21 protein-coding genes are annotated in these 22,164 nt (G+C 63.0%); 2 read left to right on the plus strand and 19 right to left on the minus strand.

The genetic code is table 11. The features are described from left to right. Positions 1 to 7 precede the first annotated feature (7 nt). Positions 8 to 640, minus strand: a complete 633-nt coding sequence (locus APT63_19015; GenBank protein AMA47557.1) for a 2OG-Fe(II) oxygenase — start codon at positions 638 to 640, stop codon at positions 8 to 10. A 113-nt stretch (positions 641 to 753) separates the two neighbouring features. On the opposite strand from APT63_19015, the gene APT63_19020 reads away from it, so the two are divergent. After that, the gene (locus APT63_19020; GenBank protein AMA47558.1) at positions 754 to 1,506 is read left to right on the plus strand and encodes a hypothetical protein; all 753 of its coding nucleotides are present in this window, start codon (positions 754 to 756) and stop codon (positions 1,504 to 1,506) included. Here the strand turns inward: APT63_19020 and APT63_19025 are convergent, their stop codons facing one another. From APT63_19025 to APT63_19040, 4 genes are all read right to left on the minus strand, one after another. Beyond that, complete coding sequence (locus APT63_19025; GenBank protein AMA47559.1) at positions 1,507 to 2,442, minus strand: alpha/beta hydrolase; 936 nt, start codon at positions 2,440 to 2,442, stop codon at positions 1,507 to 1,509. 78 nt (positions 2,443 to 2,520) lie between these two features. Beyond that, positions 2,521 to 3,084 (minus strand): maltose acetyltransferase, encoded by a 564-nt coding sequence (locus APT63_19030; protein AMA47560.1) that lies wholly within the window; start codon positions 3,082 to 3,084, stop codon positions 2,521 to 2,523. Between the two features lie 536 nt (positions 3,085 to 3,620). After that, positions 3,621 to 5,078, minus strand: a complete 1,458-nt coding sequence (locus APT63_19035; protein AMA47561.1) for a hypothetical protein — start codon at positions 5,076 to 5,078, stop codon at positions 3,621 to 3,623. Between the two features lie 301 nt (positions 5,079 to 5,379). After that, positions 5,380 to 5,766, minus strand: coding sequence for a hypothetical protein (locus APT63_19040; GenBank protein AMA47562.1), 387 nt, complete (start codon positions 5,764 to 5,766; stop codon positions 5,380 to 5,382). 326 nt (positions 5,767 to 6,092) lie between these two features. On the opposite strand from APT63_19040, the gene APT63_19045 reads away from it, so the two are divergent. Continuing rightward, complete coding sequence (locus tag APT63_19045) at positions 6,093 to 6,821, plus strand: ABC transporter (protein ID AMA47563.1); 729 nt, start codon at positions 6,093 to 6,095, stop codon at positions 6,819 to 6,821. Between the two features lie 97 nt (positions 6,822 to 6,918). Here APT63_19045 and APT63_19050 read toward each other — a convergent pair whose 3' ends face one another. From APT63_19050 to APT63_19115, 14 genes are all read right to left on the minus strand, one after another. Beyond that, positions 6,919 to 7,704 (minus strand): methionine ABC transporter substrate-binding protein, encoded by a 786-nt coding sequence (locus APT63_19050; GenBank protein ID AMA47564.1) that lies wholly within the window; start codon positions 7,702 to 7,704, stop codon positions 6,919 to 6,921. Between the two features lie 139 nt (positions 7,705 to 7,843). Continuing rightward, positions 7,844 to 8,785 (minus strand): Fis family transcriptional regulator, encoded by a 942-nt coding sequence (locus APT63_19055; protein ID AMA47565.1) that lies wholly within the window; start codon positions 8,783 to 8,785, stop codon positions 7,844 to 7,846. A gap of 60 nt (positions 8,786 to 8,845) precedes the next feature. Then, positions 8,846 to 9,427, minus strand: coding sequence for an alpha/beta hydrolase (locus tag APT63_19060; protein ID AMA47566.1), 582 nt, complete (start codon positions 9,425 to 9,427; stop codon positions 8,846 to 8,848). Positions 9,428 to 10,065: 638 nt separating this feature from the next. After that, positions 10,066 to 10,467 carry a biopolymer transporter ExbD gene (locus tag APT63_19065; protein ID AMA47567.1) on the minus strand — a complete coding sequence of 134 codons (402 nt, stop codon included), beginning with the start codon at positions 10,465 to 10,467 and terminating at the stop codon, positions 10,066 to 10,068. A gap of 1 nt (position 10,468) precedes the next feature. After that, complete coding sequence (locus APT63_19070) at positions 10,469 to 11,191, minus strand: biopolymer transporter ExbB (protein ID AMA47945.1); 723 nt, start codon at positions 11,189 to 11,191, stop codon at positions 10,469 to 10,471. 39 nt (positions 11,192 to 11,230) lie between these two features. Further along, positions 11,231 to 12,043: an energy transducer TonB gene (locus APT63_19075; GenBank protein ID AMA47568.1), complete on the minus strand. Its 813-nt coding sequence runs from the start codon at positions 12,041 to 12,043 to the stop codon at positions 11,231 to 11,233. 232 nt (positions 12,044 to 12,275) lie between these two features. Further along, entirely contained in the window at positions 12,276 to 13,265 is a 990-nt protein-coding gene (locus APT63_19080; protein ID AMA47569.1) for a sulfate ABC transporter ATP-binding protein, read from the minus strand. 3 nt (positions 13,266 to 13,268) lie between these two features. Further along, complete coding sequence (locus APT63_19085) at positions 13,269 to 14,141, minus strand: sulfate ABC transporter permease (GenBank protein AMA47570.1); 873 nt, start codon at positions 14,139 to 14,141, stop codon at positions 13,269 to 13,271. Between the two features lie 14 nt (positions 14,142 to 14,155). Continuing rightward, positions 14,156 to 14,974 (minus strand): sulfate ABC transporter permease, encoded by an 819-nt coding sequence (locus APT63_19090; GenBank protein AMA47571.1) that lies wholly within the window; start codon positions 14,972 to 14,974, stop codon positions 14,156 to 14,158. Between the two features lie 87 nt (positions 14,975 to 15,061). After that, positions 15,062 to 16,069, minus strand: a complete 1,008-nt coding sequence (locus tag APT63_19095; protein AMA47572.1) for an ABC transporter permease — start codon at positions 16,067 to 16,069, stop codon at positions 15,062 to 15,064. Between the two features lie 46 nt (positions 16,070 to 16,115). Then, entirely contained in the window at positions 16,116 to 16,298 is a 183-nt protein-coding gene (locus APT63_19100; GenBank protein AMA47573.1) for a hypothetical protein, read from the minus strand. 547 nt (positions 16,299 to 16,845) lie between these two features. Beyond that, positions 16,846 to 19,941, minus strand: coding sequence for an ACR family transporter (locus tag APT63_19105; GenBank protein AMA47574.1), 3,096 nt, complete (start codon positions 19,939 to 19,941; stop codon positions 16,846 to 16,848). Next, positions 19,938 to 21,014, minus strand: a complete 1,077-nt coding sequence (locus APT63_19110) for an efflux transporter periplasmic adaptor subunit (GenBank protein ID AMA47575.1) — start codon at positions 21,012 to 21,014, stop codon at positions 19,938 to 19,940. Before APT63_19110 ends, APT63_19105 begins: the two co-directional genes overlap by 4 nt. Next, positions 21,011 to 22,114 (minus strand): efflux transporter periplasmic adaptor subunit, encoded by a 1,104-nt coding sequence (locus APT63_19115; GenBank protein AMA47576.1) that lies wholly within the window; start codon positions 22,112 to 22,114, stop codon positions 21,011 to 21,013. Before APT63_19115 ends, APT63_19110 begins: the two co-directional genes overlap by 4 nt. Between the last annotated feature and the right edge of the window lie 50 nt (positions 22,115 to 22,164).

Here is a 22,164-nt window from a genome sequence, read left to right on the forward strand (position 1 = left end):
CCCGGCCTCAGAACGGCTCCTGGCCGCGTCGCCTGAACCAACCGGTCAGGGACAGACGGTCGCGCGTGGCGGGCAGCACCTCGTGGGGAATCGCGTCCGACATGAACACCACCAGGCACCCTGCCGTCGGGAACACATCGTGCTCCCTGCCGCCGGGCAGCACCATGCGCAGCTGGCCGCCCTGTGCAGGCTGCCAGTCCTGGTTCAGGTAGAGCACCGCGGTGACCATCCGTCGATCATCGTCGAGAAAACGGTCCAGGTGCTGCTTGTAGAAGGCGCCTGGCGGGTACAAGGCGAAATGGCACTCGTACTCCTCCAGCCCCAGGAACAGGTGCCGATTGAGCGCCTGGCGCAGGTGGTCCATCACGTCCAGGTACTGGTCACAGACGGCCGACTGGCCGGGCTCGATCCACTGGATCTGATCGCCCCGAATCCCCTCGCGCACGCCTTGCGCCGAACCGCGCCCGACGCCGGCAGGCAGCAACGCTCCGTCGGCCGCGCGTTGCCTGCACTCGAACGCCAGCCCCTCGAGCAGGTCGAGTGTCACAGGCAGCTGCTGCTGCGACCAACCGTGTTCGACCAGGTCGTCGACGATCAGCGAAAGGGTGGGGTGATCCGGAGAGATGTGCATGCCGCGCATAGTATCCAGAAGCCAGGTAAACCGACAGTGCTACTTGGCGGCACCGCACGCGGACATCTCGACAAAGCCGGGCCGTGCCACGGACAATAGCGCCCTGCCGACAGGAGTCCTGAATGCGCCGCGTGTTTTACTCGTTCCTGCTGATGATCTGCATCACGCCTGCCTGGGCCGACAGCCTCGACACCTTGTACAAGGCGGCCGGCTGGCCGGAGCAGCGCGCGCATTTCACCGATGCGCTGGACGCCGCCCAGCAGCGTTACCGCGACAGCCTTCCTCCGGCGGTGTACCAGGCGCTGGTCACCAACAGCAGCCAGCGGTTTCAGCCCCAGGCCATGGACAAGCGCGCCCAGGCGCAGCTGCGCGCCAACCTGCCCGATCCGGCGCCCGCCCTGGCCTTCTTCGAGTCGCCGCTGGGGCGCAAGATCGTCGCCGCCGAACTGCTGGCCACGCGCAAGGACCAGTTGGCCCAGAACGCCCAAGGCCTGCCCAAGGTTCAGGCCAGCGACAATCGTCTGTTGACCATCGGTCACCTGATCGATGCCCTGCCCGCCCGCGAAGCCGGGGCCGAAGTCAGCCTGGCCATCGCCGGGGTCGCCGCCGACAGCCTCAGCTCGATGATCCCTGGGCTGTTCGGGGGCGGCCAGGCGCAAGGGTTGCTGGACGGGCAGCGGCAGCGGTTGATGCAGCAGATCGGCGCAGACCTACCCAATACCCTGCTGTACGTCTACCGGGACCTGTCGGACGAAGAACTCGAAGCGTTCTCCACCTTCGCCGAGTCCAGCGACGGCCAGGCGTACTACAAGGCCGCCCTGGCAGCGATCCGTGCCGGGTTGGCCGTCGGTCAGGCGACCGGCGACCTGCGCTGATCAGCCCAACCGCTGACCGATGAAGGTGAAGTAGCGCTCACGGATGTCAGGCAGTTCGTTGACCAGATGATGCCGCGCCTCGGGCAGCATCAATACCTGTGCGCCCTCGAACTTGCGTTTGAGCACCTTGAGGTTGTACGCCCAGTCCACCGTGGCGTCGGCCTGGCCCTGGATGATCAAGGGTGTACGCAGGCTGCTGGGCGCGGCCTCAATGTGCTTGACCCAGTTGAACATCGCACCGACCCAGGCCGTGGGCAGGCGGCGGGGTTGCAGCGGGTCGGCCTGGAGAAACGGCAGGAAGGCAGGGTCGTTGCTGTTGGCCGTGAAGCGACGGTCGATGCCGTCGACGAAGTGCCGGAGCACGCTGTAGCTCAACCGCGAGCGGTGCCATGCCGAGGGCCTGACCAGGGGTGCCAGCAACACGACCTGCCCGTCGATCGGGCTCGAATCCCCTTGGTGCAGCACATGGTCGATGGCGATCGCACCGCCCGTGCTTTGCCCGCAGACATGCCAGGGCCGTGGCAAGCCCAACCGCCGCGCCTGGTCGAGCAAGCCGTCCAGGACCTGCTGATAGATGGCGAAATCGGTGATGCTGGCGCGGGCACCGCTCGACAGGCCATGACCCGGCAGGTCGCAGCTGATCACCGCCTGCCCGCGTGCCAGCGCCCACTCGATCACGTGCCGGTAGAGCCCCATGTGGTCGTAGAAGCCATGCAGGATGAACACCGTGCCGGCCGGCTTGACCGGAGCGGCCGGCAGCCAGACCTGCCCGACCAGCTCGAACCCCGCCACCGTGAAACCGCCCAGCCAGCTCTGCCCCGGCAGCCCCAGGCTGTAGAAGCGACGGTAGGCTTCGGCATCGCTGGACAAGGGCTGCCCCTCGGCCAGGGGCGCCAGGCTCGCACGGAGCAGATCAGGCTGGAACGAGGGAGACATCGGGCACATCCACGGGCAGTGAGGCGGCCATCTTCGGCTGTCAGGCACGCGATGGCAAGGCACAGGCCACGGGCGGCTCTACGCGTCTTCCGCCGCCCGGACACGGGCCGGATTGCCCATGACCACCGTCCCGGCCGGCACGTCGTGGGTCACCACGCTGCCCGCCCCGACCACGGCGTCATCGCCGATGGTGATGCCGGGCAGGATGATCGCCCCGCCGCCGATCCAGACGTTGTTGCCGAGGGTCACCGGCTTGCCGCTTTCCAGTCCCGTACGGCGAATGCCGGCCTGCTGGGGATGGTCGACCGTGTAGATGTGCACGCCTGGGCCGATGTGGCAGTCCTCGCCGATATGGACCGGGAGCACGTCGAGGATCACACAGCCGAAATTCAGGAAGCTGCGCGCGCCGACGCTGATGTTGTAGCCATAGTCGCAGTAGAACGGCGGACGAATCGTCACCGCCTCGCCGACCGCCGCGAAATGCGCATCGAGCAGCCCGCTGCGCAGGTCCTGATTGGCCACGTCGCTGGTGTTGTAGTGCTGCATCCACTGGGCATTGGCGGTCTGCTCGGCCAGCAGTTCCGGGCAGGTCGGCCGGTAGAGCAGGCCACTGAGCATCTTCTGTTTTTCGGTCAGCTGCATGGGGGATCCTTCAAGGCAGGGCTGGGCGCGACAGGCGTCGAAGATCGGACCGTGGGGAGGGGGAGAATGCACAAGGATTTTGCAGGTGTGTGGTTTGGCAAGCGGGCCTTAGCTCGAACGCATCGTCAAACGACTAGCGCTTGGCTGCCGCTCATAGTCGCGTAATCTTCACAGCGCCGCCTGCCAGGACGAGCCATACAAATCCGATTGTATTGAGCCATGAGGAGATCAATATCTTGCGCCTTAAGCTTGCCGGAAAGGCGTCATAATCTTGCACGTCCAGCCACCCTCTTTTAATAAAGTACTTAGGCCATATGAATAATGCGCTGACCATAGAAATAAGCATGACCTTCGACCGCAGACTGTTTCCACGCCATACCTTATTAAAGCTTGGCAACGCTGGACTTCTTGCCAATGCACGCAGCATGCTATCGAAATTGCCTGACAAGATAATATGCACATCAACCCCTAGCGCGATCACGATAAAGACGAAGGGTGCTGCAACAAAGGCCAACCCCCAAAGCGAATGTAGAAAATCAGTCAATAAATGTATGATCATAGATAACCTCTCCTGCGTAGTCGCCCAGGTGTTCACCTGCCCGCGTCCCTACCGAAGCACCTGTCCAAGCGCCTGCACCTACGACAGCCACGCTACAGACAAGGGTGCGCATTGGTGAAACACTGAGGCACAGTCTGCCAGCAGCTAGGGTTGATAGCCTGCTACCCATTGCGCCCCCAGCAAAACCGCCACCGAAACTTGAAGCTTCGGTGATTGTTATCTTCTTACAAGCTTCATCGCGCCCAGCAGCGCAAACTTCTTTTATTTTAAGCGCAGACGAAACACCACCTATGCCGACGCCGATATATCCTCCTGCATTCAAATATTTGCCCATCGCTGACACCTTATCCATGTGCGTTGCATAGCCCGGTATCTCACCCGCCACACCTGCCTTACTCCAGTGATGCACAAGACTTTTCGAGGAAATGCCCAGATCACGGCGTAGCGTGTCATAGCTTCCAAGCTCCATGCGCTTGTTCAAAAACCCGGCTTTCAGCTGAGCTTCCAGATCCTTGAGTATTGCTTTACGCTGATCAAAGAACGCCTGGCTTTGAAGTTTCCCTGTCTGGTTAAACTCATCCTTGTGCAACTGCGACAACGCATTCAGACTGCGCGAAACATCGTCCAGAATCTTTCTCGCCATCGCCTCCACCACGCCCATGGCGCTACTCGCCTTGCCCAACAGTGCAGCGATTTCCGGCAAGTTGCGCGTCATGAAGTCCGCCTCCTCGACACTCAGCGAAGACACGTGTCGCCGTACGTTTTCCGCCGCAGCCATCAATTGCGCCTCCATCCGACTACACGCCTGCTGACTGTCGGGATCGGCCAGCACGAACATCTCGCCTGCCTTGAAGCCTTCGTCGAACGTGGGATTCAGCCGCTTTACATACTCGATGGGCATCTTCAACTGCCGGTCCGACAGATAGAACAGAACGTCTGGACCGGACATGCTGCGCGGAACGATGAAGAAACCCGGCTCGAGCGTGCCCAGTGGTGCGACGAACATGGGTTCGGGAGATGTCGGTTGAAGGGAGGCAGGTTGGGACAGTCGAGGCTGTAGGGATTGAGGGATGGAGGTGGAGGTGGAGGTGGAGGTGGTTGACTCCGCATTGGCGGTGTTTTCCTTGGACGCCCGCCCGTTACCAGGGCTCTCGTGCAACGGCGCGACGACTCGATTGGCGCCGGACGGGCACCCACACGCCACCAGCGCTCCGTCGGTCGCGACCATGCGATCGTCGCTGAGAAAATGCGGACAACCTTCGACGACGACGCCAGGCTCGCCACATTCCGGGCACTCGGTCGTGGTGTCGCCTTCGCGCAGGACGTTCTGGCCACCTGCTAGATAAGATCTGCCACTGGCGATGCAAACGGCGCTTGTTGTGGTGTGATCTCCGTCAAGGGCCTGGCCTTTGCCGTCCAGAATCACGCGCGTCATGTGCGAGCTCCCTGTGCGAAACACTGGAAACTAGCAGACTTAGAAGAATTCTTTACAAGGAGGGTTTGATTTGGGAAATGTACTACACCATTTTCAGAAATACTGAGAAGCTGAGCTTCACAGCCTAGCTAAACCGACCTATGGAACTCGAGCCAGCCTTGCTGTCTTGCATTGATAGACCAGCGTGACCGTGAAACGATCCAACACTTTACTACTCAGGCAGACGTTCGACTTCAGTTTCCACTTAAGCATTGACGACACAGCCGGCTTAAGACATAGAAACCAGTTGCAATCCAGCAGGCTACAGGTAGGTCAGTACGCTTACCAAAAAAGTGCAACCCCCAAAGCCTACGAACAGCAGCCACGACGAGACCTGCATGATTCGCCTTAAACGTTTCGGAAACGCTTTCATGTCTGCCGCATCGAGAATACCTCTTTTTATCGCATATCGGTGATAGACCATCACGCCCGCCATGGCAGAGACCACCCAGAAGCGTGCCCTTAGCGTCCGGCTTCCCCATAGACGTAAGTAAAGCCTCAGGCCTGCACTGTTTTCGAATGAAAGCAGCATGACGCTATAGTGCTTTGAGTTCGCGACGTAGAGTTCTATAGACATGCCTATCGCGCACAGCATTGCTGAGCCAAGCAAGGCAAACAGTACACAGTCGCTTGCTCCCCACTCACTCATTGATAGCGCGCTCGTCAATCATTTGCCCGCCGTGTTCGCCTGCTAGAGTGCCCAGCACACCACTAAACGATTCGTTGCAAAGCATTTCGAACTCCCGTGTCAAACCAAGGAAGCTAGCAGACGACGCATGAAATGTTTTCCCGTAGAGGTGATTTGGGAAATGGACTACATGATTTTCAGAAAACCCTGAGAAAAAACCCTTTCAGATAAAGCAATCCTGCTCATAGATAACTATCTAGGCGTGCTTAAGTAAACAGTGAGCGCTCCGATTAGATGCATTTTCCATTAGCCTTACTGAGATTTTCAACGCGCCCAGGAGCGCCACCATGAGCCCCCTCCTGATCGACGTACGCCTCAAAGCCGACGCTGCACCTCCAACCTTCATGGAAAACCTGTTCCCGCTGACCTTTACCCATCGCATTACCGTCATCACCGGAGAAAACGGAAGTGGCAAGTCCACGTTGCTCGAGGCCCTCGCGATCAAGCTGGGCTGCAATGCCGAGGGTGGGGGTCGGAACTTTCGTTTCCAAACCGAGGCCACGCACTCCGAGCTGTTCGAGCACGTTACGTTATCGAAGGGTTACCGTAAGGAAAAAGACCTGTTCTTTTACCGTGCCGAGACGTTCTACAACCTCAACACCGAGGTGCGCCGGCTTGATGAAGCGCCGAGTTTCGATGCGAAGATTTCCACGTACTACGGCGGCAAGGATCTGCACGCGCAATCCCACGGCGAAGCCATGGAGGCGTTGTATACCTATCGCTTCAAACCCAACGGCCTGTACCTGCTCGACGAGCCGGAAGCGTCGTTGTCCCCCACGCGTCAGTTGGCGTTCATCCTGCGTATCGTCGAACTCGCCGGGCAAGGTGCCCAGTTCATCATCGCGACGCATTCACCGCTGCTGATGTTCATCCCCGGCTGCCAAGTGCTCGCCATCGACAACGGTAGCATCGGCCCGATCGACGCCGAGGCCTCGGTGGCCGTAGGGGTCTACAAAGCCGTGATCAATTCGAAAGGAGACTACGTCAGGCGATTGGTCGACGAGGAAGAGGCATGAAAAGGCGCACGCCTGGATTCAAGCCCTCCGCATCGTTTCAAAACAAAGGGGCCGCATGGCGGCCCCGATCATTCATTCGACAGGTGTCACACGACCATCAGAACGCTGGCAACACCGCGCCCTGGTATTTCTTCTCGATGAACGCCTTCACTTCCGGGCTGGTCAGCGCCTTGGCCAGTTTCTGCATGGCGTCGCTGTCCTTGTTGTCAGGACGGGCGACCAGGAAGTTCACGTAAGGCGAGTCGCTGCCTTCGATCACCAGGGCGTCCTTGGCCGGGTTCAGGCCGGCTTCGAGGGCGTAGTTGGTGTTGATCATGTCCAGGTCGACCTGATCCAGCACACGCGGCAGCATGGCCGATTCCAGTTCGCGGAATTTCAGCTTTTTAGGGTTCTCGGCGATGTCCTTGGGCGTGGCCAGGGCGTTCTTCGGGTCCTTCAGGGTGATCAGCCCGGCCTTCTGCAGCAGAATCAACGCACGGCCACTGTTGCTGCCTTCGTTGGGAATGGCCACGGTCGCGCCATCCTTCAGCTCGTCCAGGCTCTTGACCTTCTTGGAGTAGCCGCCGAAGGGTTCGACGTGCACGCCGACCACGGTTTCCAGGTGGGTGCCCTTGCCTTCGTTGAAGCTCTTGAGGTACGGCAGGGTCTGGAAGTAGTTGGCATCCAGACGCTTCTGGTCGACCTGCACGTTGGGCTGGACGTAGTCGGTGAAGACTTTGATCTCCAGGTCCACGCCTTCCTTGGCCAGGGTCGGCTTGACCAGTTCGAGGATCTCGGCGTGCGGCACGGGGGTGGCGGCCACGATCAGCTTCTCGGCGGCCTGGGCCAGGGAGCTCAGGGACAGCGCGGCAGCGAGGGCGGTCAACAGCAGGGTGTTTTTCATGGGAGATCCTTGCACAACGAATGCCGCTGAAGCGGCGAGCCAAAGGAGAGTGTGCGGACAATACCTGTAATTTTTATTACTCAGTAATATCTTTTAGTTGCCTCTATATTCCATTTGGTTTCATCTCAGATCCTGTGCTTCATTGACCTGGCAAACGCGCCAACGCGGCTTCCAACACACGGCGTACCCCTTCGACCGTAGACGGCTCGCGCACCTGCGTCAGTTGCTCGAGTACGGTTTCCAGACTGGCCAAGGGCGCGGTATCGGGTAGCCCGAGGTGCTCCGGCAATACTTCATCGCCCTGCCCCACCAGCAGCGCAAAGTGAATGACGTTTTCCAGTTCCCGCGTGTTGCCTGGCCAGGTGTGGGCTTCGAGAGCCAACTGGGCGGCCTCGCCGATCAACGGCAGGGGACGGCCCAGGCGCGCACTGTAGATGCCGACGAAGTAGTCGGCCAACGGCAGGATGTCGCCGACCCGCTCACGCAGGGCCGGCAGCTCGAGTTCGCCCTCGTGCAGGGACTGGTACAACCGTTCATTGAATCGACCTGCCGCAACCGCCTTGGACAGGTCGATGCTGGAGGCGGCCACCAGGCGAACGTCGACCGGCAACGGATGGGCAGCGCCCACACGCGTGACTTCCCGGTGTTCCAGCGCGGCCAACAGTTTGGCCTGGATCGTCAGCGGCAGGTCGGCGATCTCGTCCAGGTATAAGGTGCCGCCGTTGGCCGAGCCGAACCAGCCTGCGCGGCTGCTGGCCGTACCGCCCTGGGCGCCGGCGGTGTAGCCGAACAGTTCGGCATCGGCATAGGTCGGGCTGATGGCCGCGCAATTGACCGAGACGAACAGCCCGGCTCGGTCGCTGGCGCGATGGACCTGCCGGGCCAGCAGCTCCTTGCCGGTGCCGGTCTCGCCGCGAATCAGCACGGGTAGCGGCAAGCGCGCCACCTGCTCGAGTCGCTCACGCAACGCACGGGAGCGCGGATCGACGAACACCAGGGCCTTGGCGCGAATGCTCAGCGGGCTCTTGTCCAGCTCGGGGAAGGTCAGCAGAGGCTGGCCGAAAACAGGGTGCACACTCATGACGAACTCCCGCCCTGGACACGAGGACCGGGCGTTGTGGCATCGACGGATGAAAACGCTTCAGGCGCGACGCAGACCGCGCTGTTCGATACGGCTTTGCAGGCGGTAAAGGTAGGCGAAACCCTGTTCCCAGCGTTCATGGCCCGACCTGACGTTGATGTGACCGGCATTGGACAGCAGCCCGGTTTCCGCACCCCAGGCCCGTGCCAGGTACAAGGCACGCGGGACGCTGACCGCCGGATCGTTGTCGGAACTGACCACCTGGCTGGGGAAAGGCAGCCGCTGCAGAGGGATCGGTGCGAAGTTGCGCAAGGCAGGCGCACAGGCCGGACGCTCGACGTCGGCCGGTGCCACCAGCAAGGCCCCCTGCACCCGACGCAGCAGGCGCGGGCTGGCCTGGGCTGCCCACTGCGCGACGGTGATGCAACCCAGGCTGTGGGCAATCAGGATCACGGGCGAAGGCTCGGCATCGATGGCCTGCTCCAGCGTACGCACCCACTCATGGCGCTGGGGCGTGAGCCAATCGCGCTGCTCGACGCGCAGGCTGTTGGGCAGGCTGCGTTGCCAATGGCTTTGCCAATGATTGTCTGGCGATCCTTGCCAACCCGGCACAATGAGGTAGCGAATGGATTCGTTGCGCATGGGGGACGCCTCCACTGAGGTTTTGCGTGCTTAGTAGTCAGTATAAAGGCGCTGCTTTGAGCGTAAAGGAATAAGAAGCTATTTGTTAATAACCTAAATGAACATGAACGAAGTACTGGCTTTCGATAGCGGCGGCTTCATCGCGGGCAAGCCCGCTCCCACAAGCTGCTTGCGCAGCCACACCCGCACTGACGGCTACAGAGGTCTGGGTGGGAGCTGGCTTGCCAGCGATAGGGCCCTGTCAGGCGCCGCATGCGGTCGGGCATGTGCCAAGTAGAAAAGACAGTTGCTTCCACAAGCTGCTTGCGCAGCCACACCTGCACCGACGGCTACAGAGGTCTGGGTGGGAGCTGGCTTGCCAGCGATAGGGCCCTGTCAGGCGCCGCCTGTGTCGCGGCTAAGCGCACACATCAGCCCATGCGGTCAGGCATGTGCCGAGTAGAAAAAGACAGTGGCTCCCACACAATGTGAAGTCACTCCAGATCTCTGTGCTGGTCCTTAGCGTTTCACACAGCCTGCACTGGTGGATGCCCATGCGAGTCAGCCTGATCGACCAGCGGCTGCATCGCCGGTAAGAAAAGAGGCCACGCCGCAGTGCGACGATGGCCCCAAAACCCTTGCCTGGAGAAATGTGTTCTTTACCGTGCAGTGATCACCGCCAACTTGGTGATCCCGGCGCGTTCGATGGCCGCCATCGCCCGGGCCACCTCGCCATAGTTGACGCCATCGTCGGCCTGCAGCTGCACGCGCACTTCGGCGTCCTTGCCCTTGGCCGTCTTGAGCGTCGCTTCGAGCGCGTCAGGTTCGATCTGGTCCTTGTTGATGAACAGCTGGCCGCTGCCATCGATGCTCACGACCAGCGGCTCCTTCTGTTCGACCGGCGCCACGGCCTCGGTCTTGGGCAGGTTGATCGGGATGGCGTTGGTCAGCAGCGGCGCGGTGACGATAAACACCACCAGCAGCACCAGCATGACGTCCACCAAGGGCGTGACGTTGATCTCGCTGAGGACTTCATCGCTGTCCTGGGTCGAAAAGGCCATGTCAGGACGCCTCCTTCACCGGTTGGGTGAAGCCTGCCTGGGCACGGTGCACGGCAGGGTGGACCAGCACGCGGAACGCACTTTTCTGGGCCAGGCTGTAGAAGTCATGGGCGAAGTCGTCGAGGTCGGCGGCGGTCAGCTTGAGGCGGCGCAGGAAGTAGTTGTAGACCAGCACGGCCGGGACGGCGACCGCGATCCCGACCCCGGTGGCCACCAGTGCCGCACCGATCGGGCCGGCGACGGTTTCAAGGCTTGCCGAGCCGGCCGCGCTGATGCCCTTGAGCGCCTCCATGATGCCCCAGACCGTGCCGAACAGGCCGATGAACGGCGAGGTACTGCCGATACTGGCGACCACGGCCAGACCGGTTTCCAACGAGCGTCGTTCGCGGACGATCTGCTGGCGCAGCGCGCGCTCCAGACGGTCCTGATGGTTGATGGCCTGGCTCAGGTCACTGGCGTGGGCAGGCTCGCCGACGGCAATGGCGGCATAGCCGGACTGCGCCACGCGTGCGGCAGGCCCCGGCAACTCATGGCTCGGCTCGGCGGCGGCGTCGAGGCTGGACGCGGCCCAGAACTGCGTGTGGAAGCGCTTGTCCTGGTTCTTCAGGCGGGCGAACTGCACGACCTTGATCAGGGCCAGTGCCCAGGTCGCAATGGAAAAGACGATCAGCAGCCAGATGACGGCGCTTTCGACAGATGCGAGGGGGGATGCCAGTACACTCATGGTCATGATGCTCCGAAGGGTCGTTCCAAGGGGTGCGAATTAACGAAGGGTGAAATCGATGGGCACGCTGACCCAGCCGACCTGGGCGATCTCGCCCTGTTTGGCAGGCACGAAGCTCCAGCGCTTGACGGCGGCCAGGGCAGCCTCGTCCAGCACGTTTCGGCCGCTGCTTTTCTGGACCTGGATCTGGCCTGGCTTGCCACTGGGCAATACCTCGACCCGCAGGGTTACCGTGCCTTCCCAACCGCGACGCTGTGCCAGCTGCGGGTAGTCGGGTGCTGGATTCTTCAGGTAGGCCGCATTGGCCGATGCCGGTGTCACGGGGGCCGGCTTTGCCGGTGCCGGTGCCGGTGGTGCAGGCGCAGCCACGGGCGGCGGTGCCTGGACGGGCTTTGCAGGCGGCGGCGTGGGCTTGGCCACAGGTTTAGGGGCGGGCTTGGGCACAGGCTTGGGTTTGGGAACGGGCTTGGGCGCAGGCTTGGCAGCCAACTCATCGACCACAGGCGGTGGCGGTGGCGGCGGTGGCGGCTCGACAGGCACAGGTGGCGGTGGCTCGACCACGGGCGGCGCCGGCGCGGCGAACTCGATGGTCATGGGTGGAACCTTCGGCGGCTCGACGGGCAGCGGGGGCGTCGGCGCCTGATAGACCCAGTAGGCGACTGCACCGTGCAGCGCCAGCACCAGCAGGCCCAGCACGATGACGTCACGCCGTTTCATGCCGCTGTTCGGCGTGCGTTGCAGACGCAGGTGCAGCAGCGGTAGACGCAGCGTACGTCCCAGCTCGACCAAGTCACCAGGCGCTGGGCGCCTCGGTGGGTCATAGGCCCTGATGGCCGACTGGACATTACCCATTGATCAAACTCCCGGGGTTCGTGATGCAGTTCATGGAAGGTCGTGAAGGCCTGCGCATGGCTGAATCATCAACGCCAACAGCTTATCTCTGGAAGGAATATTTAAACTTATATCTAGGCTTTTTAGGAATATATGAAGGCGAGCCTTTCGCCTGCTTTTCGGCCCAGCGAAGCGTTCGTCACATCGCACCTGGAGCCCCTTTGAAAGGGCTCCAGGCGCCCTGGAAAGCGCGTCAGGCGCCCGTCAGCTTCTGCCAGACCTTCGGCTTGAAGAACAGCATCTCGCCCCGAGCGAGCCCGGTGAGGCTGTCATGGTCCTTGACCACTTCGGCCTCGATCAGCTCGCTTTGCCCTTCCACCTTGAGCGTGACCCGCGTGGTGGCCCCCAGGGGACGAATGTCGCGCACTTCGGCCGGATGATGGCCTTCGAGTTCATGACGCGACAGGGAAACCTCGTGTGGTCGGAACAGCACATGGTGGCCTTCGCTCAGGCTCAAGCGGTTGGAATCCCCCAGGAAGTGGTAGACGAAATCGTTGGCCGGCTTCTCGTAGACCTCCCCCGGCGAGCCGATCTGCTCGATCACGCCCTTGTTCATCACCACGATCCGGTCGGCCACCTCCATGGCTTCCTCCTGATCATGAGTCACGAAGACCGAGGTCAGGTTGATGTCCTCGTGCAGGCGTGCCAGCCAGCGCCGCAGCTCCTTGCGCACCTTGGCATCGAGCGCGCCGAACGGCTCGTCGAGTAGCAGCACCTTGGGCTCGACCGCCAGCGCACGGGCCAGGGCGATACGCTGGCGCTGTCCCCCGGACAGTTGCTCGGGGTAGCGATCGGCCAGCCAGTCGAGCTGCACCATGCCCAGCAGCTCATGGACCTTCTCGGCGATGCGGGTCTCGTTCGGACGCTCGCCCTTGGGCTTCATACGCAGGCCAAAGGCGACGTTGTCGAACACGCTCATGTGCCGGAACAGCGCATAGTGCTGGAACACGAACCCGACGTTGCGATCGCGCACGTCATGGCCGGACACATCCTCGCCATGGAACACGATGCTGCCCTGGTCCGGGGTCTCCAGCCCAGCGATGATCCGCAACAGGGTCGTCTTGCCGCAACCGGAGGGGCCGAGCAAGGCCACCAGCTCTCCGCTGTTGATGTCCAGGTTGATGGCATCCAGGGCCTGGAAACTGTTGAAACGCTTGCTGACGTTACGCACTTCGATCGACATGGATTAGTCCTCCGCTGCGGCATGGCGCAGACGGTTGATTCGGGATTCGCTCCACTGCTTGAGCAGCAGGATGAACAGCGCCAGGATCAGCAGCAGGCTGGCCACGCTGAACGCCGCGACGTGGTTGTATTCGTTGTAGAGGATCTCGACATGCAGCGGCAAGGTGTTGGTCACGCCGCGGATGTGCCCGGACACCACCGACACCGCACCGAACTCGCCCATGGCCCGCGCCGTGCACAGCACCACGCCGTAGATCAGGCCCCACTTGATGTTCGGCACGGTCACATGCCAGAACATCTGCCAGCCATTGGCACCGAGCAGGCGCGCGGCCTCCTCTTCCTGCGTGCCCTGCTCCTGCATCAGCGGGATCAGTTCGCGCGCCACGAACGGCACGGTGACGAAGATGGTCGCCAGGACGATGCCCGGCAGGGCGAAGACGATCTGGATGTCGTGGTCCTGCAGCCACGGGCCGAGCAGGCCCTGGGCGCCGAACATCAGCACGTAGACCAGGCCGGCGATCACCGGCGAGACCGAGAACGGCAGGTCGATCAGGGTCACCAGGATGCTCTTGCCGGTGAACGTGTACTTGCTCACGCACCAGGCAGCGCAGACGCCGAACACCAGGTTCAACGGGACGGAGATGGCCACCGCGAGCAGGGTCAGGCGCAGGGCGGCCAACGCATCGGGCTCGAAGATCGCCTCGAAGAACGTGCCGAAGCCGTTCTTCAGCGCCTGGGACACGACGATCACCAGCGGCAACGCCAGGAACAGCGCGAACACCAGCCAGGCGAGGAAAATCAGGATGCGCCGCGAGGTGGCGCTGCCGCGCCGGGCGGCATTGGCCGCCGTGGCGGCGTTCAGGGTCGAACGGGACATGGCCGAGCCTTCCTTCAAGGGGTTTCGATGCGGCGCTGCAGCAGGTTGATCAGCAGCAGCAGGATGAAGGACACCACCAGCATCAGCACGCCGATGGCCGTCGCGCCGGTGTAGTCGTACTGGTCGAGCTTGACCATGATCAGCAGCGGCAGGATCTCGGTCTTCATCGGCATGTTGCCGGCGATGAAGATCACCGAGCCGTACTCGCCGACCCCTCGCGCGAACGCCAGGGCGAAGCCGGTCAGCCAGGCCGGCAGCAGGGCCGGGGCCAGCACGTGGCGAAACACCTGCAGGGGCCGGGCACCCAGGCAGGCGGCAGCCTCCTCGACTTCACGGGGGATGTCGGCCAGGACCGGCTGCACGGTGCGCACCACGAACGGCAGGGTGACGAAGGTCAGGGCCAGGGTGATGCCGAGCGGGGTGTAGGCGATCTTGAGGCCCAGGTCGGTGGCGAACTGCCCCACCCAGCCTGCCGGTGCGTACAGCGCCGTCAGGGCGATGCCGGCAACGGCGGTGGGCAAGGCGAACGGCAGGTCGATCATCGCGTCGATGATCTTGCGGCCCGGGAAGGTGTAGCGCACCAGCACCCAGGCCAGCAGTGTGCCGATGACGCCGTTGATGAGCGCGGCGCACAGCGCGGTACCGAAGCTCAGCTTGAGCGCGGCGATCACCCGCGGGGCGCTGACGATGGCCCAGAACTGATCCCAGGTCAGCTGCGCGGCGTGCACGAACATGGCCGCCAAGGGAATGAGAACGATCAGGCTGAGGTACACCAAGGTGTAGCCCAGTGTCAGCCCGAAGCCGGGTATGACAGGGGAAATGCGTCGTGACATAAGAGTCCCTGGTTGAACGCACGAAGCCCGGGAACATTCCCGGGCCGGTGCAGGCTACTGAAGGGTATCGCGTGGATCAGGCACGGCTCATTGTGCCTGGTAGATCTGGTCGAACACCCCACCGTCGTTGAAGAATTTCGGCTGGGCCGTCTTCCAGCCGCCGAAGTCCTTGTCGATGGTGACCAGCTCGAGGGTCGGGAACTGCTTGCCGAACTCGGCGGCGACCTTCTCGTCGCGCGGACGGTAGAAGTTCTGCGCGGCGATGGTCTGCCCAGCCGGGCTGTACAGGTGCTTGAGGTATTCGGTGGCGATCTCGGTGTTGCCCTTCTTCTCGGCGTTCTTGTCGACCACGGCCACCGGTGGCTCGGCCAGGATCGACAGCGATGGCACGACGATCTCGAACTTGTCGGCGCCCCCGTCTTCCTTGAGGGCCAGGAAGGCTTCGTTCTCCCAGGCCAGCAGGACGTCGCCCTGGCCATTGTTGACGAAGGTGATGGTCGAGCCGCGCGCGCCGGTGTCCAGCACCGGGACGTGCTTGAACAACTCCTGGACGTAAGCCTTGGCCTTGTCTTCGCTACCCCCGCTCTTCAGGCCATAGGCCCAGGCCGCCAGGAAGTTCCAGCGGGCACCGCCGGAGGTCTTCGGATTCGGGGTGATCACCGAGACGTCCTGCTTGATCAGGTCGCCCCAGTCCTTAATGCCCTTGGGGTTGCCCTTGCGCACCAGGAACACGATGGTGGAGGTGTACGGCGTGCTGGCGTCCGGCAGGCGTGTCTGCCAGTCGGCCGGCAGGGTCTTGCCGAGCTTGGCGATCTCGTCGATGTCGCCGGCCAGGGCCAGGGTCACCACATCGGCCCGCAACCCATCGATGACCGCCCGCCCCTGCTTGCCCGAGCCGCCATGGGACTGCTGGATCTTGACCGTGTCGTCCGGGTGACTGGCCTGCCAGTGCTTGACGAACTCGGCGTTGTACTGCTGATACAACTCACGGGTCGGGTCGTAGGACACGTTCAGCAGCTCGTAGTCCTTGGCGATGGCGGAACCGGCAAACACGGCACTGGCCAAGGCGGCGAGCGCATAACGGCGGATGGACATGGTGAAGCTCCCGGATGGCGTTTGTTCTAATTGGATGGGGGCAGGATCAGCCGGACTTGTTGCCAGGCTGTTGCAGGCGGAATTTTTCCTTGCGCTCGATCTGCACGACCTGGGCGTTGTGCACGGTGATCTCCACCGCGCCGAACCGCAGGTCCCGCAGCGCGTTCTGGATCTCGCGCAGAAGGGTGGCTTCGTCCTGACCGTCGACGCTACGCAGTGATGCACTCATGCTCGTTCTCCCTTGAGTCGAAGTGCCGGGCAGCATGAGGAAGAGCGGCCTGGCGTGAGCGAATAGTAGCCAGCAGGATTTATTCTTAAAAATACTATTTAAGAATTTTTATATAACTGAAATATAGGTATGGGAAGAGGAAGGGAGAAGCTGTTAGCGATTAGCAGCAAGCTGATCGCGCCTGACATTCGTTCACCGCCTGACAGGGCCCTATCGCTGGCAAGCCAGCTCCCACACTTAGGTCGCTAGCCTGTCGGTGTATAGCTCCTACACCTAAATCGCCAGCCTGTCGGTGTATAGCTCCTACACCCAGATCGCCAGCCTGCCGATGTATAGCTCCTACACCCAGATCGCCAGCCTGCCGGTGCATGGATCTGCGCAAGCAGCGCATGGAAGGCTGCTCAGGCAGCTTGTGGGAGCGGGCTTGCCCGCGATAGGGCCCTGTCAGGCGCCACCTATATCGCGAGCAAGCCCCCTCTCAAGGACGTCAGCGCGGATCGATACCCTTCAGGCCGATATCGATCCGCTCTCTCTTTCAGCTCGCCGCTTACGACTTGCCACTCGCCGGTTGCGACGGGCTGTCCGCAGCGCCTTTCTGATCGCCGTCGTCTTCCTTGATGCGGTACCAGGCCACGTACAGGGCCGGCAGGAACAGCAGGGTCAGCAAGGTGGCGCTGACGATGCCGCCGATCATGGCGTAGGCCATCGGCCCCCAGAAGACCTCGCGGGCGATCGGGATCATGCCCAGGCTGGCGGCAGCGGCCGTCAGCAGGATGGGACGGCGCCGGTGGTTGGTGGCTTCCAGTACGGCCTGCCAGGGCGTGTAGCCATCGCGCTCGTAGGCATCGATCTGGGTCACCAGGATCACCGAGTTGCGGATGATGATGCCGATCAGCGCCAGAATGCCGAGAATCGCCACGAAGCCCAAGGGTGTACCGGTCGGCACCAGCGCCAGTACCACACCGATCAGGCCGAGCGGCGCCACGCTGATCACCAGGAACAGCTTCTGCACGCTGTGCAGCTGGATCATCAGGAAGGTCGCCATCAGGAACAGCATCAGCGGGATCACCTGCGCGATCGGCCCCTGGGCCTTGCCGCTTTCCTCGACGGTACCACCCGTGGCGACCTCGTAGCCGGTCGGCAGCTTGCTGGCGAACTCATCGATCTTCGGCTTGAGTTCGGCCACCAGGTCGGTCGGCTGCATGTCGCCGTTGACCGACGCCTTGAGGGTGATGGTCGGCTTGCGGTCGCGGCGCCAGACCAGAGGCTGCTCCATCTCGTAGCGGATCGTGGCGAACGCCAGCAGAGGAATGGAAACACCGCTGGGGTTGACGATCTGCAGGTTCTGCAAGGTTTCCGGCGAGCCACGTTCGCTGTCCTGGGCCCGCGCCACGACGTTGATCAGGTAGATCTCGTCGTTGACCTGGGTGACCGGTGCACCACTGACGATGCTGTTCATCACATTGGCCACATCCTCGGACGACAGCCCCAGCTGACGGGCCTTGTCCTGGGCGATGTCCACGCGCAGCACTTTGCCTGGCTCGTTCCAGTCGTAGATCATCTCGCCGACGTTGGGGTTACCGTCGAGCAGGGTCGCCAGCTCGATGGCGTGCTTGCGCACCTGGTCGATGTCCTTGCCGCTGATGCGGTACTGGATGGGACGCCCGACCGGCGGGCCCATCTCCAGGGACTGGACGTTGGTGCCGATACCGACGAAGTCCTTGCGCAGGCGCTCCTTGAGGCGGCCGATGAGTTCGTTGCGTTCTTCGAGGCCAGTGCTGACGATCACCAACTGCGCGTAGTACGGGTTCTGCAACTGCTGGTCGAGCGGCAGGTAGAAGCGCACCGCGCCCTGGCCGATGTAGGTGCTCCAGTGGGCGATCTGCGGATCGTCCTTGAGCGTCGCCTCGAGGCTGTCCACCACACGGCGGGTTTCCTTGATCGAGGCGTTCTGCGGCAGGTTCAGGTCGACCAGGATTTCCGGCCGGTCGGACGAAGGGAAGAACTGGTTCTGCACGAAGCGCATGCTGAACAGCGCCAGGGCGAACAGCACCACGGTGCCGATGATGGTCAGCCAGCGGTGACGCATGCACCACACCAGGCTGCCTTCGAAGGCGCGACCGACACGGCCCGGTTTCTCGTCGGGCTTCTTCACGTTCTTGCTCAGGATGTGCACGCCCAGCACCGGCGCGAAGAACACCGCCACCACCCAGGAGACCAGCAAGGCGACGGCGATCACCGCGAACAGCGTGAAGGTGTACTCCCCCGCCGAGCTGGCGTTCAGGCCGATCGGCACGAAGCCCGCGACGGTCACCAGGGTGCCGGTAAGCATCGGGAAGGCGGTCGAGGTGTAGGCGTAGGTCGCCGCGTCCTCCTTGCTCTCGCCCTTCTCGAGGCGTGTGACCATCATCTCCACGGTGATCATGGCATCGTCCACCAGCAGGCCGAGGGCGATGATCAACGCGCCCAGCGAAATCCGCTGCATGGTGATGCCGCTGTACTCCATGAACACGAAGACCATCGCCAGCACCAGCGGGATCGAGCAGGCCACCACCAGGCCCGCGCGAATCCCCAGGCTGACGAAGCTGACCACCAGCACGATGATCACGGCCTCGAACAGGGCACTGGTGAAGCCGCCCACGGCGTCCTCGACCACCAGCGACTGATCCGACACGGTGTGTACGCCCACACCGACCGGCAGCTGCGCCTCGACCTGCTCCATCTTCTCCTTGAGGGCCTTGCCGAACGACTGCACGTTGCCGCCCTTCTTCATGCCGATCGCCAGGCCCAGCGCGGTCTGGCCGTTGTAGCGGAAGATCGGGGCAGGCGGGTCTTCGTAGCCGCGTTCGATCTCGGCAATGTCGGCCAGACGGTAGAAGCGGTCGTTGATGCGCAGGTTGACGGCTTGCAGGTCCTTTTCCGAGGCGAACTGGCCGGAGGTACGCACCGAGATGCGCTCCGGCCCGGCCTCGATCACGCCTGCCGGCGTCACGGCGTTCTGCGCCTGGAGCGCCTGCATGACCTGGCGCTGGTCGATCCCCAGGGCCGCCAGCCGGCGGGTGGAGAAGTTCAGGTACAGCACCTCGTCCTGCAGACCGATCAGCTCGACCTTGCCGAGGTTGTCCACTTCGCGGACTTCGGCGCGCACCTGCTCCACGTAGTCGCGCAGCTGCCGCAGGGACAGGCCGTCGGCGGTGAAGGCATAGATCGAGCCGAACACGTCGCCGAATTCGTCGTTGAAGCCTGGCCCTTGAATGCCTTTGGGGAATTCGCCACGGATGTCGTTGATCTTCTTGCGCACCTGGTACCAGATCTGCGGAATGTCCTCCGCCTGGGTGGTATCGCGCAGGTAGACGAAGACCGTGGATTCGCCCGGACGGGTGTAGCTCTTGACGTAGTCGAGCGAGTCCAGCTCCTCGAGCTTCTTCTCGATGCGGTCGGTGACCTGCAGCAGGGTCTCGTCCTGGGTCGCGCCCGGCCAACTGGTCTGGATGACCATGGTCTTGATGGTGAACGAGGGGTCTTCCTCACGGCCCAGGTTCATGTACGAGAACACGCCCATCAACAGCGCGACGAACATCAGGTACCAGACGAAGGATTGGTGCTTCAGCGCCCACTCCGAGAGGTTGAAACTGCCTTTCATCGGGTGGATTCCTTCTCGACGATGACCTTCTGGCCTTGTTTGAGGCTGTTGACGCCGGCAGTGACCACGCGCTCGCCCGGCTGCACACCGTCGCTCACGACGATGCTGTCGTCGTGCCGCTCGATCAGGGTGACGTCGCGCAACGAGACGGTGTCCTGTTCAGTGTCCACGACCCACACCTGGGTCTTGCCCTCGCGCTCGAGCAGCGCCGTGCGGGGCAGCTCGCTGCGGGGGGACACGGCCTGGGTCAGGCTCACGCTGATCGCGGTGCCCAGGTGGAACCCGGCCGGCGTGTCGGCCAGGGTCAGGCGCGCGCGGCGGGTACGGGTCGTGGCATCGGCCCGGGGCTCCAGCTCACGCAGGGTGGCCGTAGTGCTGATGGCAGGGTTCAGTTGCGAGGACACGGTGAAGACCAGCGCCGGCGTCAGCTGCTCGGCCAGGGAGGTCGGCAGATCGATAACCGCCTCCTTGACGTCGGGCCGGGCCAGGGTCACCACGGCCTGCCCGGCGCCGACGGTCTGCCCGGCTTCGGCCTGCCACTCGGTGACCACGGCCGCGTGATCGCTGCGCAGCTCGCTGTAGCTGAGCTGGTCACGTGCTTGGCTGACCGACGAACGTGCTTGCTCGAGCGAGGCGCCCGAGGTCTTCAGGTCGGTCTGGGCGATGTCCAGTTGCGCCTGGGCACCGACGCCACGGTCGTACAGCTGCTGCTGACGGTTGGCGTTGGCCTTGGCATTGATCCACTGGGCCTGGATGCGCGCCAGGTCGCCTTCGGCGGCGCGCAACTGGTTCTGCTGGTCGGTGGGGTCCAGCGACGCCAGGACCTGCCCGGCCTTGACCTGGGCACCGACATCGACCCAGCGACGGGCGATGCGTCCGGGTACCCGAAAGCCCAAGGTGCTCTCGTAGCGCGCCTGGATGGTGCCGGCGAAGCGGCCCAGCTGCGACTGCAACTGGGGTTGGACTTCCACCGACAGCACCGGGCGCACCGGGTCGGGTTTTTCTTCCTTGTCGGAGCAGCCGACCAGCGTCAGCGCCACCCCCATGCACAACGTCCATGCCAGACGCATCATGGCGCCAGCCCTCCCGGCTTCTCGACATCTTTCTTCACGGCCACCTTCTCGACCTGCATGCCGGGGTGCAGCAATTGCGCGCCGGTCACGACCACCTCTTCATCCCCTTTCAAGCCCTTGTCGATGACGATGCTGCCGGTCAGGTAACGGGCGATGCTGACCTCGCGCAGGTCCACCTTGTCACCCTCGCCCACTACCCAGACCGCCGGCGTGTGCACGGTCTTGCTCAGGGCCGACCACGGCAGCTCGATGCTCGGCGTGCCCTGGCCCTTGGCCGTGGCGGTCACCAGCGAGCCGAGCTGCATGCGCTCGGGCACGTCGCGCAGGGCGACCTTGACCTGAACGGTGCCGGTCTGCTGGGAGACGGTCGGGGTGATCTCGCGCACTTGGCCGTCGGCAACCACGGCCGGATCGTCCAGCAGGCGTACGGTAAGGCGCTTGTCACTGTCGGGCGCGCCCAGCAGCGATTCGTAGACGTTGAACACCGCATCGCGCTCGCCATCGCGGGCCAGGCTGAAGATCGGCATGGTGGCCTGCACCACCTGGCCCACTTCGGCCTGGCGTGCGGTGATGACGCCATCGGCCTCGGACACCAGCGCGGTGTAGCCGAGCTGTTCCTGGGCATTGGCCAACTGCGCCTGGGCGGCCTTGAGCGCGCTCTGGCTGCTGCGTTGCGACGCTTCGGCGGTGTCGTACTCGCTCTGGCTGGTATAACCCTTGGGCAGCAGTTTCTGCTGGCGCACGAACGCCGCGCTGGTCTGGGCGACCCGTGCCTGGGCAGCGAAGACTTCCGCCTTGGCCGAGGCGACGTTGTTCTGCAGGTCCTTGGGGTCCAGTCGCGCCAGCACCTGGTTGGCCTTGACGTGGTCACCGACGTCGACGCTGCGCGAGATGATCTTGCCGCCCACGCGGAACGACAGGTCGGTCTGCACCCGCGCCTGGATGTCCCCTGTCAACGTGACGGTCGCCGCGAAGGCGTCGGACGTGGCCCGTTGCACCCCCACCCGCGGGTGATGCGGCTCAGCGGTCTGCTTGTCGCAGCCGGCCAGCACGAACAGCACTCCGAGGCCCAGCCCCCCTAGCGCACGCGCTACTTTCATGCCGGCTCCTTGCGTATGTCGAATTGATCAGATCATGGACTGATGGCCCG

Source organism: Pseudomonas monteilii, assembly GCA_001534745.1.
GTDB classification, from domain to species: Bacteria; Pseudomonadota; Gammaproteobacteria; order Pseudomonadales; family Pseudomonadaceae; genus Aquipseudomonas; species Aquipseudomonas alabamensis.